We start from the raw sequence: 13,086 nt of genomic DNA on the forward strand, positions 1-13,086 counted from the left end.
GGCACCAAGACCGTGACGACGCAGACCGTTCGCCCGCCTTGATCGGCGATCTGGACCGACAGAACCTGGCCGCCGCTCTGCGCGGCGGCTTGCGCGGCGGCGGCGGAGCAGCCGCCTTGGGCCAGAAGCTCCGGCCGCTCATAGGTGGCGGCCGGAGCATGCGTCCAGGCCGCCGCCGATCCCGACGCGGACCAGTTCGCGGAGGCAGGCGCGGCCGCCGCCCAAAGCGAAAGGCCGGCGATGAGAAGGGAGAGAGGCGTTCGACGGGTCATCGGCTTTCCCGGTTCATGTCCCTCTTCTTCTAGGCGCCCGCCGCTGAATGTCGAATGAATGTCGGAAATTCGCCTCTTTCCGTCAGCGGATTTCCGATCGCGCCTGGAAGCGCCCGAGGATTGCCACCGCCGCGCCGATCGCCGAGGCCAAAGCCGCCAGTGTGCCGGCCAGTTGGTCCTGCGAGAGCCCGTCCAGTTCGAAGCCGCGCAGCGCCGCGAGGCTCGCGCCCATCGAAACGAGCGCGCCCCAGACCGTCTTGGATTTCCACCAGTCTTTGGTGTCGTTCATATATCCTCCTGAAAGTGCTGTTTCATGCCAATGTTGCAAAAGAGATGCGCCTCGCCTCGCCAGGGCCGACACTGGCGCTGACCTGCGCCACGGCGATGTCGAGCCGTGTGCCGCCGGATGCGAGCACCGCGCGCCAGACCGAAGCCTCGACCCGCAAGGCCGGCTCCCCGGCGTCGAGAGCGAGGTTCGAGCCGCCTTCGGCCGACAGGGTCACGCGATAGGCCTCGCGCTCCTCGCCGAGCGGCATGTCCGCCTCGTCCCAGCCTTCGACAGCGGCTCGGCTGCGGCGAACCCATTGGAGCGACAGCGTTCCGTCCGCGGCGATCCGCCCCGCCAGATGGCAGGGTGACAAGGGCAGAAGCGCGCGTCGGCCGAGCGCAACCGTCTGCCGGTCGGCCGCCTCGTCACCCAAGGGTCGGCCGGAGGGCGCGGCCAGCCAATGCCGCTCCATCCCGAGGCCTGAGACAGCAGTGGGAACCGGCACACAGGCCCCGTCCAGGAGAACGAAAGCCGCGCCGTTCGGATGCCCGGCCCGCATCGCCGCTTCCGTTCCGTTCAACGCGCGCAGCAGATGGCGCAGCCGGAAACGCCCCGGTTCGATCTCTTCGGCCTCGCCGAACTGGATCACTTCCCAGGCCCCCGAGGCCGAGCGGATCGCCGCCCGATTTGCGCCCGCCATCAGCGCCGGCTCCGGCACGGAGGACAGGCCACCGAAAGCGAGTTCCACGACAGGTGCATGGGTGCGGTCGAACACGCCTTCGCGCCCCGCCCCGAGCGGCTGGGCCAGCGCACCGAGCGTCGCGGGTCTCCCGATGCGGGCGAAGCTTTGAAACCCCGTATCCGTCACGGAAGCGAAGAGGTCGAGCGGCACGAAGGGCCGGCTCATGGCCGCCACCGCCGCGCCGCCGATCCCTTCGATCTCGGGCAGGTCCATCCAATGCACCACAGGGCGGGAGGCGAAGGCGGGCTGGACGGAAGCCGGAGCCTCCGCATTCCCCGCCTCCACCGGACGCGGAACGAGACTGCGAAGGCGGGACGCCTCGACGCGTCGCATCAGGCCATCCTCGATCCGCTCGATCCGCCAGACGTGCTCGCCACCCGGCAGACGAACATGGTCCCCCGGAGACAGGCTCAGCGCTGCGGGAGACAGCGCGAAGTTTGCAGTCTCGCGCTCGCCTGTTTCCCGGTCGAGAAGATCGGCGGCGAGCCGCCGGGCCTGCCCCTCCGAGAGAACGATCGGCAGTTCGACGTTGACCTGCTTCGGTCGATCGGCATCGCCGAGGGCCGCTTCCGCCACGCCCGATTGATAGGCCCGCGCCGGGTCGCTGAAGCCGACCAGCACTTCCTCCGCCATCTCGCTCGGCTCGGCTCGGCGAACCTCCAGGGGCGGCGCATCCCCCTCGTCCGCCAGCGCCTCCAGCAAGACGTCCCGCCCCCGCCGCGCCATGGAGCGAAACCGCAGGCGACCGCCTTCCGACCGTGCTTCGACGCCCGCGAGGCGCAGCAGTTCTTCCAACTCGGCCCGCGCCGAGCCCGGCCCCGGCACGAGAAAGCCGCCGAGATCGCCATCGACCTCCGCCGTATCCCCCAACGCGAACCCGTGATCGTGCAAAAGATGATCGATGAGCCCGTCCAGCGGCGCGCGGCCGAGACGGCCGGTCAGCCAATGGCCACGCTCCCAATTGCCGCCATCGGCCCAGACATCGGCCCGGTCTGGAAAGGCGGGAGCCGGCCGCGCGTCCCAACACCAGACATGAATGGCCTCCGGCGGCACCATACGACCGCCATAGATCGGCGACACCGGATTGTTCGCCGCCTCGAAGCCGGCCGCCGCCGGGTTCCAATGGCGCAGATGCGCTTCCAGAAAGCGGCGCTGCGCGAGATCGTCCCGCCCGCCGTTGGAGAAATGCGGCCAGGCGCTTTCCGCCGATTTCGGATCGTAGAAAACATTGGGCTGGTTCGCCCCTTTGTCGATCGCCGGGCAGCCGAGTTCGGTGAACCAGATCGGCTTCGACATCGGCACCCAGGCCGTCGGTTGCGCCTGCTCCACGCCGCCGCGTCGCTCCACATGCGGGTTCGACCACCAGCTTTTCAGATCCTTGGCACGGAAGACCCAAGGCTTGCCGAGCCCGTCGCTGATCGGGCTGCGCTGCCCCGCGCGCCGCGCCGCTTCGCTCGGATAGAACCAGTCGAAATATTCGCCGCTTGCGACCCCCTGCCCCAGCGCCTCCCGATCATAGGGCGACGGCATTTCTCCCGCCGCGTCGCCGTCGCGCCAGTCGGCGAGCGGCAGGTAATTGTCGATCCCGACCGCCCCGATCGCCGGGTCACTCCAGAGCGCATCGAGCTGAAAGAACACGTCGCCCGAGCCGTCCTGCGGCTGGTAGCCGAAATATTCGCTCCAATCGGCGGCATAGGTGACGAGCGTCGCGGGCAGAAGCGCCTTCACCTCCCGCGCCAGCGTCACCAGCCCGTCCACGAAGGGAAAGCGTCCCGCCTCGTCGCGCAGAGACGTGAGCCCGCGCATTTCGGAGCCGATCACGAAGGCATCGACCCCGCCCGAAAGCTTGGCCAGATGCGCGGCATGAAGGATCATGCGCCGGTAGGACCATTCGGGCGCGCCGGCATAGGTGACCTCGCCTCCCACCACGGCGAAGTCCGAAACCTTCGCTTGCCCCAAGAAGCGCTGGATATCACCCCGTGCCGCAGCCGTCCGATCAGCCGAGCCTTTGCGACCCGGTGCCAGATCGAGCGTCATCCGGCCGCGCCATGGATAGGGTGACTGCTCCGCCCCACCATAGGGATCGGACTGTCCATTGCCAGCCGGCACGTCCATCATCAGGAAGGGATAGAGCGTCACCTTCAGCCCGCGCCCGCGCAATTCGGCGATGGCCCGCAGTACGCCCGCATCCGACGGCGTGCCGCCATAGGCCGGCGCACCTTCGATCTGGCTGACGAGACGCGCCTCGTTTCGCGCCGCGCCGCCCCCGCGCCAGGGCACCGTCTCGTCGCGCTGGCGCACCTCGACGCCCGGTCGCACGCTCGCATGGCCGACACGCAGATCATCCGCGAACCAGCTCACCACCAGCGCAGCGCGCTCCAAGCGAGGGCAAAGCGCCGTCAGCTCATCCAGCGAGGCGGCGAGATCGCTCGGGCCGTGCAGCATGTTGCGATTGATGAGCCGATCCTCGCCGGGGCCGACCCGCTCGCGCACGGCCAAGGGATCGAGCCCATGCTCCGTCGCGCCGGGAATGATCGTGATCGCCCGCAGCCCTGCTTCCAACTCGCCGACCGGGCGGATCACCTCGCAGGACATCTGCGGGATGCGGTTGCCCCAACGCTCCAGCGGCAGGCGCTCGAACACGAGGTAGGCGAGCCCGCGATAGGCCGGCGCGTTGCCGCGCCCCTGCCGCGCCTCGATCAGCGGGTCGGGGTCCTGATCCTCCGTCCCCTTGTGCAGGCGAAAGCTGACGAGCGAGAGGTCGAGCTCCTCGCCATCGGCCCAGATGCGCCTGATATGGGCGATCGGCCCTTCGCACAGGCCGATCGCGACATTGCCGAAATAGCTGTAGGTCGTCACCTCGCCGCGCCCGCGCGCGGACCCCTTGCCGCCCGTGCGCTCGGTGGTCGCCACCTCCTCGAAGCGTGTGGTCCAGATCACCTGCCCCGCGATCCGGGCCGTGCCGTAGAGACGCGCGACGCCCGCCCCCTCGTCGGCCTCCATGATGCGGCTCGCCGTCAGGCGCGGCCCCTGCCGCTTCGTGCGTGCGCCGAACAGCGCGCCGTCGATGGCCGAGCCGCCGAGCGCCCCGATGGCCCGCCCCGCCATGGCGCCGAATGGCCCGCCGATCAGGCCGCCGAGCGCGCCGCCGGCCGCCTGCAAGAGGATGGTCGCCATGGATCAACTCCGCTCGATGAACTGGAAAAACCCCGCGATCCGCCCGGCCCAGCCCGGCGTCAGCGGCGAGGAGACGACCGAGGCGCCCTCATAGGCATGGATCAGCCGCAGGCTTGAGCCCGTGCTCTCGTCCAGAATGCCGCAATGCTGCGCCGGGCGGCCGGGCCGCCAGCGAAACAGAACGAGATCGCCCGGCGCGGCCGACGCGCTCTCCACGGGATGAAAGTAGCGACGAGCCGCCTCCATCATCGGGTCACCCTCGCCCACCTCGGCCCAGTCGGTGCTGTAGGGGCCGGGGCGCTCGGGCTCCGCGCCATAGACCTCGCGCCAGACCCCGCGCACGAGGCCGAGGCAGTCGCAGCCGACGCCCGCGCGGCTGCCCTGATGGCGATAGGGCGTGCCGAGAAAGCCGCGCGCGGCGGACAGAACCCGCGCCCGCATCAAGGCACCACCGGCGAGCCGTCATGCAGCCCGTCGCTCTTGGCGATGTTCAGCGCCGCGTCCGCGCCCGGCAGATGCGGGAAGCCGCGAAAGTTCACGCTGTTATCGAAGCGATCCCGGCAGGTCGCAAAGGCCCGGTCGCAGCCGGCCACCAGACGCAGCCGGCTGCCAGCGGCCGGGACCTGCGCGGGCGTCCGCGCGAGGAACGCCAGCAGCGTCCCCGCCTCCGCGCCCTCCGCCAGCCCCCGCAGCGGCACCGCCTCGCCGCTCGCCCCCAAGAGAAGCCGACCCTGCGCAAAGAGCCCCTGATCGGCCCGCGCGATCGGCTCCAGCGGCCGGATCAAGAGCCTTTCTTCATTGCCCGACACGAGGTCGACAAGCCGCGTCCAGGGGCCGAGATCGACGCCGCAGCGCTTATCGCCCAACACGGCGTCGCAGCGCCGACGATAGGTGCGCCCGCGCTGCCGGTCGAGCCGTGCCGCGAGCCCGCGCAACTCGGCACGAAACCCGGCCGGCCCGCACGTTACCTCGCCAAGATCGGCGCGGTCCATCAGGACGTGATGGGCGGGTTCCTGCCAATCGACGCGAAACGTCTCGACACTCGCGCCGTCGAAGAGACCGCGCTCAACCTCCTCCTCGCGGATCGCCTCGTCGGCAAATCCACCCTCCACGGCCTCCGTTCCTGCGCCGAGCCCGCGTGCAGCCTCGCTTTCGCCCGATGTCCAGCCCGTGCGGGCGCGAAACAGCGTGCCGGCGAATCGGAGGTCTTCGTCATGATCGGTGAAGCCGAACACGGCTCCGTCCCGCCGGGTCAGACGCCAGGCGCTTGCCAGCGTCGTCGCCGGCTCTCTCAGCCGGGCTTGAAAGGCGTCGGACAGCACTCTCACGGACGGATCTCCACGAGCGGAATGGATGGGATGTCGCCGGCTTGGAAAGCCGCGAGATTGACGGCAAGATGGTCGATGTCGAAGCGCACCGGCACGTCGAATTCGAAACCCGCCGTGATGGCGCTGCCAGCCGCCGGCGAGGCTTTGAGCGTTACGAGACCCGTCGCCGTGTCGATGTCGGCCTCGACCGGCGCGCCGTTCAATGCCAGTCGAACCGTTCCGGCGACGGGCTTTCGGATCGGCCTCGCATAGGCCCCCTCGCCCTCGCCATAGCGCTTCACGAGTTGAAAGCTTGCGGTCGCGCCGTCCCCGGTTCCGATCCGCTGATCGAGCGCTGTCACCGCCTGCCCCCAGCGCGCGGACGAGGCGTCGAGCGGGTCGCGAAAGCGAAAGCCGACGAGCCGCCCGCGCCGCGCCTCGAAGAAGTCGAGAACGCGCATGAGATCGCCGAGGCTCTTCACGCCCGACCCCGCGTCGTAGCGCCGCCAGGAATGGCGGCCGCGCTGGTTGCGGTTCTCATAGCCGGTGGAGAGGCGCACGATGTCGGTTCGCCGTTCCGGCCCGCCCGAGGTGCCGAAGGCGACCGAAAGCGGAAAGCGCTCCTCGCTGAAAGAGGCGATCCCCATTAGAGCCCCCGCTGCCCGCGCAGCGCAGCGCGCGCCAGCATAGCCTGAAGCTGCGTCTCGGCCTTGCGGAAGCTCGCAGCGTCCGGCGTCGACACGTTGAAGACGACGGATGTCACGCCGCGCCGGCCGCCCTCGACGGCAACGCCGAGCGAGCCGTCCGCGCCGCGCTTCAACGGCATGATCGCCTCCGCCCCGGCTTCGCCCATCAGTCCGACCTGCCCGCCCGCCGGAAAGAAGCTTGGCGCGCGCACGACGCCGCCCTTGGCGAAGGGCACGATGCCGCCCGCCTGCCCGCCGCCCGGTGCAGAACTCGCGCCGCCGGCAAGCCCGGAGAGAACCTGCCCGAACGCGTTGCCGGCCAGTTGCGTCAGCGGTTTCAACGCCGCGTCCAGCGCGATCGCCGAGATGCGTCCGCCCAGCCCCCGCAAAACGCCGTCGAGCGAGCGCCCGCCGCCGACCGCGCCTTTCAGCGCCGTCGAGAGCGCCGCGCCGAAACGGTCGGCGCGGGCGGAGAGATCGGTCAGCGCGCGCTCGAAGCCGCTCGTGTCGGCTTCCACCGCAATGCGCATCGTATCGACGGCGTCCCCGCCGTTTCCAACACTCATGTCATCTCCAGTCGGGATAAAGGGCCAAAAGCTGGTCGAGCCGCTCGCGGCTCGGCGCGGCCGCACGGGTTCGGGAAAAAGGCGCGACGAGGGCGGCGAGTTCGCGCGGCGTCAACGCCCAGAAGTCGCGCGGGCTGAGGCGAAACGTGCCGAAGCAGAGCGCCATCGCCTCGTCCCAGGGAAAAGCCGCCGCGTCCGGCTGCGGCCCGGCCGGCGCGGCGGCGCTCAAGGGCGGGCGGTTGTGTCTCCCCCCAGCCCGAAGGCGGCTTCCAGAAGCGCGCTCGCTGCGCCCACCGCGCCCGCCGCGCCGCCCTCGAAGCGCATCGCGCCGACTTCCGCGTCGCTCACCGCCTCGCCCGCACCGCGAAGCCCTGCGCCGATGATGCGCGTCAGGTCGAAGGCCGACAGCCGACCGGAGCCGAAGCGCGCCGCCAGCGCCGAAATGTCGTCCAGCGCGAAGGCGGCTTCCAGTTCGGCCAGCGCGCCCAGCGTCAGGCAGAGCACGCGCTCGCGCCCGTCGATGGTGGCGGCGACCTCGCCGCGCCTGCGATTGGCCGCCATCACAGCGCCTCGAAACTGAGCGCGCCAGCCGATTCCAGCGTCAGCTCGAAGGCGACCTCGCCATTGTGCTCGCCGGAATATTCGAGCGCCGTCACCTGAAACGGCCCGCTCACCCGGCCGAAATCGGGAATGATCGCCTGAAAGGCCCCGATCCGCCCTTCGAAGAAGAGCTTACGCACCGCCATGTCGGAGGCCGCGTCCTTGAAGATGCCTGCACCTGACAGCGCCGCGCGCTGCACGCCCGCCCCGCCCAGAAGCTCGCGCCAGCGCCCGGCGCTGTCGCTATTGGTCACGTCCACTGTCTCGGCATTGAATGAGATGCGGCGCGAGCGAAGCCCCGCCACGGTCTGAAACGTGCCGCTGCCCTCCGCGTCGAGTTTGAGAAGAAAGTCCTTGCCCCTTTGCGCACCCATGCGAACCGTCCGAATTCGAGCAACAAAAAAGGGCGGCTCGAAAGCCGCCCTCGCGTGAGATGAAACTGAGTGGAGCGATTAGGAGGCCAGCGGCTCCGTCACCGCGCGGAAGCGCATGATGCCGTGATAGGTCGGCGAATCCGCTTCCTGCCGCGCTTCGGCGAATTGAAGCTGGAGATTGACCAGCCGATGCGTTTCCAGCGGCAGCGTCGCGTCGTTCAGCCGTTCGGAGATCGTGTTCATGATCTCGTAGGTTTCCTGTTTCGACCCGCCCTTCGCCCAAACGTGCAGAGTCAGGATGTGCTCTGCCCCATCTTCGGTGCCGGTGGACCAGTCGATCACGGCCGTGCGGCCGAGCGTCAGATAAGGGAAGCTCGCCTTTTCCGGCACGTGGTCGAACACTTTCGGCCCGCCGAGAAGTCTGGTCAGCGCCGGGTCGCCCGTCAGTGCGCCGACGATGGTCGTCTGCAGTTCCGCGCTGGGATGCGACATGCTCCAAAACCCTTCCGATGTCGGCGATCACACCTGATACATTTCATAATATGCCGTGACAGGGCCGCCTGCCATGACCAATTCGTTAATTTTTCGTGAGGGTTCGGACGGCGTATCGGAGGCTGCTGCAAAAGCTGCGGCGCGGCCCTCCTCCTCAATCCGCGCCGCCAGCCTCGCGCGTAGCGCACGCGCCATCGCCCGTCGCAGCGCCTCCTTGCGCAGCGTCGCGCGCACCGCCCCGATCACGCCTCCTCCTCGCAGCGGCAGACAAGCCAACGCCCGGTCTCGTCGGGGTCGTGCAGGCTGCGGATCACGAGCCGCCGCCCGCGCAGGCGAAAGGCCATGCCGCGCTCCAGCCCTGCCCGAAAGCGCAGCGTGACGCGGTGCGTCAGCATGCCGATCCGCTGGCCGAAGCGTTCCTCCATCTCGGCCTTGAGCGGCTCTACCCGCACGGAGGTTTCCGCCACCTCCACCCATGTGTCGCGCGCGCCGCCGAACGCGTCCGTGACCGGCTCGTTGCGCTCGATCGCCGCGCGCTGCGTGAGAAGGCTCGGGTCGAGAAACTGCGTCGCCATGTCAGAGCCTCGGCGCGCGAAAGGGCGACATCAGCGCCCGCGCCAGCGGCGGCATGAAGGCCGGCTGCAAACCGGAGCCGACCGCACCCCGCGTCTCAAAGCTCGCCGCCGCCAGCCTGATGATGGCGAGCTTCAGCGCGTCCGGCACCTCGGCCTTCGCCTGCCCCGCGCGGATTTCGACCTCGACCCCGTTCTGCGCGCGGTGCGCGAGGCCAGGCGGCAGGATCAGCCTCGCGCCGAAGGGCATGGCCTCCAGACGAAATGAGGCGATGTCGAGCGGAGTCGCGACGCCCACCTCGTCATAGCCCACCGCCCCAATGAGCGCACGCACCGGCCGGCGGCGGATCGCGATCTCGTCCTGCGCGGGCTCCACCTCGAAGGCGAGCCGCACGCGCCGCTCGGTCAGGACCAGCCCCGTTTCCGCCTCCACCGCCTGCCGCGCCGCGCGAAGGCAGGTGCCGGCCAGCGCGTCCTCGTCGTCGCGGTCGAGACGTAGGAACGTCTTCAGCTCGGCCAGCGAGACCGGCTCCGTGCTCGCGGTTTCCAGTTCAATCCAGATCATGTCGCGCCAGCCTCCTAACTCCAAAGAAAAAGGCCGGGCTTGCGGCCCGGCCTCCTGCTGTTTTGTCGCTCAGCTCAGTTGGCGGAGAAGCGCAGATATTTCGCTGCGTCGAAATCCTGAATGCCGCCGCCCACGCGCTTGGTCGTGTAGAACAGGACGTAGGGCTTGGCGGAATACGGATCGCGCAACACGCGCACGCCCTGCCGGTCCACCACGAGATAGAAGCGCGAGAAGTCGCCGAAGGCGATGGCGTTCGCCCCGGCCGTCATATCCGGCATGGCCTCGGCCTCGACCACGGCGAAGCCCATCAGGCTCGCCTTGCCGCCGACGGCGACTGGGGGCTGCCAGAGATAATTGCCCTCCGCGTCCTTCAGCTTGCGCACGGCGCTCTGCGTGCGCCGGTTCATCACGAAGGAGGCGTTCTGCCGGTAGCCGGCCTTCAGCGCATAAACGAGGTCGATCAGCGCGTCGGAGCCGGACGCCGCGGCGAAATTGCCGGCCGCTCCCGAGGCCACGGTGCCGACCTTGCCCCAGGCCCATTGGGCTTCCGGCACCGTATCATAGGCCATGAAGCCCTTGGGCTTGGCCGCGCCGTCGCCGGTCACGAAGGCCGTGCCCTCCTGCGTGGCGAAGGCCTGCTCGACCTCCTCGCCGATCCACGCGTCGATATCGACCGCCGTGTCGTCCAGAAGCGCGTTGGTCGCCGCCGGCATCGCGTAGAGTTCCATGGTCGGGAACACGAGTTCGCCGAGCGCGGGCTGCGCCGTCTGCGGCCGCGCATCCGCTTCGCCGACCCAGCCCGTCTGCGCGCCGGCCAGCGCGAAGGGCTTCTTCAGAACCGCCGCAGAGACGGTTCGAATGCCCGCAATGGCGCGGATGGGCGAGACATTGGCGAGGCGTCGGCCGATCTCGGCCTCCGTCTCGGGCGGCACGAGGAAGCCGCCATCGGCGCCGACCAGGCCGGACATGGCCTTTTCCTCCAGCCGGCGCATTCGCCCCTCGTCGCCGGCCCGAACATAGGCCTCGAAGGCGGAGCGATGCTCGCTCGGCAGCGCCTGCCCGCCCTCGCCACCAACAGGCGGGCGCAGGTTGCGCAGCACCAGCTTTTCCATGCGCTTCTCGTGCTCGTCCATCGCCTTGGACAGGCGATCGACCTTTTCCTCCGTCAGCGGGTCGGCGCCCATGCGGCGCTCGAGCTGGCCGAGCCGTTCGTCATTGGCCTCGCGGAAGGCGTCGAAGGCGCGCATGAGCTCGTCGAGCGCATCCGCGCCCTCCGCGCCTGTGCCTGCCTTGGTCTCGATCGCGCCGTTCATCATCGTCTGCATGGAAACTCCTTGAGAGAAGCGGAAAGGGTGGCCTCCGCGATCCGCCGTGCGGCGTCCGCGAAACGGGGAAGGAGATCGCCGCGCGCTTCGCGCACCCGCGCCGCTTCCTGCATGGGGAAGGTCACGATGGAGATCTCCAGAAGGTCGATGTCGAGAAGCAGCCGCCGCGCGCCGCCGTCTCGAAGCGGCCGGCTGTGCCGGGCGCGAAATCCGATCGAAAGCCCGTCGAGCGCCTCCTGGCGCAGAAGGGCGAAGGCGTCGCGCCCCTGCGCCGTGTCGAGCGCCAGACGCCCTTCGGCATAGAGGCCGCGCGCATCCTCCACGAGCTTGGTCCAGACACCGATGGGCTGAGCCGGGTCGTGCTGCCAAAGCATCCGGATGCCGCCCGGCCCCCGCTCCCGCAAGGCGCGGGCGAAGGCCCCTGCCCGGATGCGATCGCCCGACAGGTCCGTCCGCTCGAAGACGCTGGCATGACCTGAAACGAAGCCGGCCGGCCGGTTGTCTCCCGGCGCACCGCGCCGGATGGTCGGCACGCTCCTCACGCGCCGCCCCCGCGCCGCCCGGCGGCGGCCATCAGGCCGTCGGCGAAGCGCTGGAGCACACCGAGCGCCCACCAAGCGCAAAGGCTGGCGGTGGCCGAGCCGATCAGCGCCATCTCCGCCGCGCCGATGCGCTCGGTGAAGCCCAGATGATCGGACAGGGCGAGCCCCGCCGGCCCGCCGAAGACGAGGCCCGTCACCGCGCCCGCCAGAAACCGCACCGCCGCCTCGCGCCGGCCGGCCGGCAGGAGATAGGCGACGGAGATCACCGAGCCGCCCACCGCTCCGGCGAGCTTGGCGATCCAGAGCGTCAGCGGCGAAACCATTTCGCCCGTCATCGTGTCCATGGTTGATCCTTTCGGGAGGTCAGCGGCGGCGCGGCCCATAGCCGACCGCCTCGCGCTTCTCGTCGTCGTCGAGGAAGCCGGCCGCGCCGAGCCGCGCCCAGAGCGCCTCGCGCTCGGCCGAAAGCCCTTCGATCCGGTCGGCGTCGAAGCCGAGCCGCAAGCGCCGGCCGGGCTCGAACCCCGCGCCCAGCCAGTCGCCCAGCGCCGCCAGAAGGCGGGCGAGAAGCGGCAGAACGGTCAGGCGAAACAGGGCGCGGTTGGCTTCCGCATAGTTCGCATAGGTCGCATCGCCTGGGATGCCGAGCAGCATGGGCGGCACGCCGAAGGCGACGGCGATGTCGCGCGCCGCGCCGTTGCGCGCCTCAATGAAGTCCATGTCGCGTGGGCTCAGCGCCATGCTCTTCCAGTCGAGCCCGCCCTCCAGAAGCATGGGCCGTCCGGCGCGCGCCGCGCCGGCATAGCCGCTTTCCAGTTCGGTCTTCAGCCGGTCGAACTGGTCGGACGACAAGGAGCCGCCATCGCCCGGCTGATAGACCAGCGCGCCGGAGGGCCGGGCCGAATTGTCGAGAAGCGCCTTGTTCCAGCGCGTCGCGGCATTGTGCAGGTCGAGCGCCGTCTGCGCGGCCTGAAGCGGCGCGAAACCCTCGCCCTCGCCCAGCGGATGAAACAGCCGGATCGCCAGAACCGGCGCCATGCCCTCCTCGGCCTCGAGGCTCATCCGGCGCAGGCTGGTGCCGGCGCGATATTCCACCGCCTGCGGCCAGCCATCCGCCCCGCAGAGAACGCGCACCCGGTCGGGCCGCAGCGCGTGAAGCTGGCGCGGCTGCCCATCGAGGGTCAGCGCCTCGGCATGCGCCGTGCCCGAAAGAAGGAGATGCCCGCAAAGCGCTTCCAGAAAACCGGGCCCGTCCTGCGCGGGGTTCGGCCGGCGCAGGAGATCGAGGATCGGATGCGTCTCCACCTCCTGCGCCCCGTCATAGAGCAGCACCGGCACCGCTGCCGCCGTCTCGGCCACGAGCCGGACGCAGCGATAGACGATCGGGTTCTGCATGAAGCCGGCGCGCGACAGGCCGGCATAGGAGCGCTCGCTCCATTGCGCCGTCTCCGTCGCCCCGCCGAAGACGAGCGAGCCGCCCGTCGATTTGCGTTCGGGCACGCGCGCGCCCTCGCCGCGAAGGCGCGCCAGCGCCCGCAGCCGTGAAGCCAGTGTCATGATGTCTCCGCTGTGAAAGGATGGGGCGCGCCGTCGGGCAG

The 13,086-nt window shown here is 69.8% G+C and carries 17 protein-coding genes and 1 pseudogene; all 18 read right to left on the reverse strand.

What is annotated here, in order from left to right:
* A pseudogene (locus tag AUL28_RS04205) lies at nucleotides 1-272 on the reverse strand (hypothetical protein); the annotation flags it as partial.
* Nucleotides 273-354: 82 nt separating this feature from the next.
* On the reverse strand, nucleotides 355-561 hold the full coding sequence (locus AUL28_RS04210; protein ID WP_058600711.1) for a hypothetical protein: 207 nt from the start codon (nucleotides 559-561) through the stop codon (nucleotides 355-357).
* 22 nt (nucleotides 562-583) lie between these two features.
* The gene (locus AUL28_RS04215; protein WP_062230780.1) at nucleotides 584-4,459 is read right to left on the reverse strand and encodes a baseplate multidomain protein megatron; all 3,876 of its coding nucleotides are present in this window, start codon (nucleotides 4,457-4,459) and stop codon (nucleotides 584-586) included.
* A 3-nt stretch (nucleotides 4,460-4,462) separates the two neighbouring features.
* Nucleotides 4,463-4,900, reverse strand: coding sequence for an NlpC/P60 family protein (locus AUL28_RS04220; RefSeq protein ID WP_062230781.1), 438 nt, complete (start codon nucleotides 4,898-4,900; stop codon nucleotides 4,463-4,465).
* The gene (locus AUL28_RS04225) at nucleotides 4,900-5,787 is read right to left on the reverse strand and encodes a DUF2163 domain-containing protein (protein ID WP_082640244.1); all 888 of its coding nucleotides are present in this window, start codon (nucleotides 5,785-5,787) and stop codon (nucleotides 4,900-4,902) included. The genes AUL28_RS04220 and AUL28_RS04225 overlap by 1 nt, the downstream gene beginning before the upstream one ends.
* Nucleotides 5,784-6,407, reverse strand: a complete 624-nt coding sequence (locus AUL28_RS04230) for a DUF2460 domain-containing protein (protein ID WP_062230840.1) — start codon at nucleotides 6,405-6,407, stop codon at nucleotides 5,784-5,786. The genes AUL28_RS04225 and AUL28_RS04230 overlap by 4 nt, the downstream gene beginning before the upstream one ends.
* Nucleotides 6,408-6,412: 5 nt before the next feature.
* The gene (locus AUL28_RS04235; protein WP_244493409.1) at nucleotides 6,413-7,018 is read right to left on the reverse strand and encodes a phage tail tape measure protein; all 606 of its coding nucleotides are present in this window, start codon (nucleotides 7,016-7,018) and stop codon (nucleotides 6,413-6,415) included.
* A 1-nt stretch (nucleotide 7,019) separates the two neighbouring features.
* On the reverse strand, nucleotides 7,020-7,247 hold the full coding sequence (locus AUL28_RS04240; protein WP_058600715.1) for a phage tail assembly chaperone: 228 nt from the start codon (nucleotides 7,245-7,247) through the stop codon (nucleotides 7,020-7,022).
* Entirely contained in the window at nucleotides 7,244-7,579 is a 336-nt protein-coding gene (locus AUL28_RS04245) for a gene transfer agent family protein (RefSeq protein WP_062230783.1), read from the reverse strand. The genes AUL28_RS04240 and AUL28_RS04245 overlap by 4 nt, the downstream gene beginning before the upstream one ends.
* On the reverse strand, nucleotides 7,579-7,992 hold the full coding sequence (locus AUL28_RS04250; RefSeq protein ID WP_062230784.1) for a phage major tail protein, TP901-1 family: 414 nt from the start codon (nucleotides 7,990-7,992) through the stop codon (nucleotides 7,579-7,581). The genes AUL28_RS04245 and AUL28_RS04250 overlap by 1 nt, the downstream gene beginning before the upstream one ends.
* Before the next feature lie 78 nt (nucleotides 7,993-8,070).
* Complete coding sequence (locus AUL28_RS04255) at nucleotides 8,071-8,484, reverse strand: DUF3168 domain-containing protein (RefSeq protein WP_062230785.1); 414 nt, start codon at nucleotides 8,482-8,484, stop codon at nucleotides 8,071-8,073.
* A gap of 27 nt (nucleotides 8,485-8,511) precedes the next feature.
* Nucleotides 8,512-8,730 (reverse strand): hypothetical protein, encoded by a 219-nt coding sequence (locus AUL28_RS04260; protein WP_062230786.1) that lies wholly within the window; start codon nucleotides 8,728-8,730, stop codon nucleotides 8,512-8,514.
* On the reverse strand, nucleotides 8,727-9,059 hold the full coding sequence (locus tag AUL28_RS04265; RefSeq protein WP_062230787.1) for a phage head closure protein: 333 nt from the start codon (nucleotides 9,057-9,059) through the stop codon (nucleotides 8,727-8,729). Before AUL28_RS04265 ends, AUL28_RS04260 begins: the two co-directional genes overlap by 4 nt.
* Nucleotide 9,060: 1 nt before the next feature.
* A complete protein-coding gene (locus AUL28_RS04270) occupies nucleotides 9,061-9,621 on the reverse strand; it encodes a head-tail connector protein (protein WP_062230788.1) in 561 nt (186 codons plus the stop codon).
* Nucleotides 9,622-9,695: 74 nt separating this feature from the next.
* Nucleotides 9,696-10,946, reverse strand: coding sequence for a phage major capsid protein (locus AUL28_RS04275; RefSeq protein ID WP_062230789.1), 1,251 nt, complete (start codon nucleotides 10,944-10,946; stop codon nucleotides 9,696-9,698).
* Entirely contained in the window at nucleotides 10,934-11,479 is a 546-nt protein-coding gene (locus AUL28_RS04280; RefSeq protein WP_244493410.1) for an HK97 family phage prohead protease, read from the reverse strand. The genes AUL28_RS04275 and AUL28_RS04280 overlap by 13 nt, the downstream gene beginning before the upstream one ends.
* Before the next feature lie 5 nt (nucleotides 11,480-11,484).
* Nucleotides 11,485-11,832: a DUF6107 family protein gene (locus tag AUL28_RS04285; RefSeq protein WP_058600937.1), complete on the reverse strand. Its 348-nt coding sequence runs from the start codon at nucleotides 11,830-11,832 to the stop codon at nucleotides 11,485-11,487.
* A gap of 19 nt (nucleotides 11,833-11,851) precedes the next feature.
* Nucleotides 11,852-13,045, reverse strand: coding sequence for a phage portal protein (locus AUL28_RS04290; RefSeq protein WP_062230791.1), 1,194 nt, complete (start codon nucleotides 13,043-13,045; stop codon nucleotides 11,852-11,854).
* Between the last annotated feature and the right edge of the window lie 41 nt (nucleotides 13,046-13,086).

The organism is Aureimonas sp. N4 (assembly GCF_001463925.1).
Classification (GTDB): Bacteria; Pseudomonadota; Alphaproteobacteria; order Rhizobiales; family Rhizobiaceae; genus Aureimonas; species Aureimonas ureilytica_A.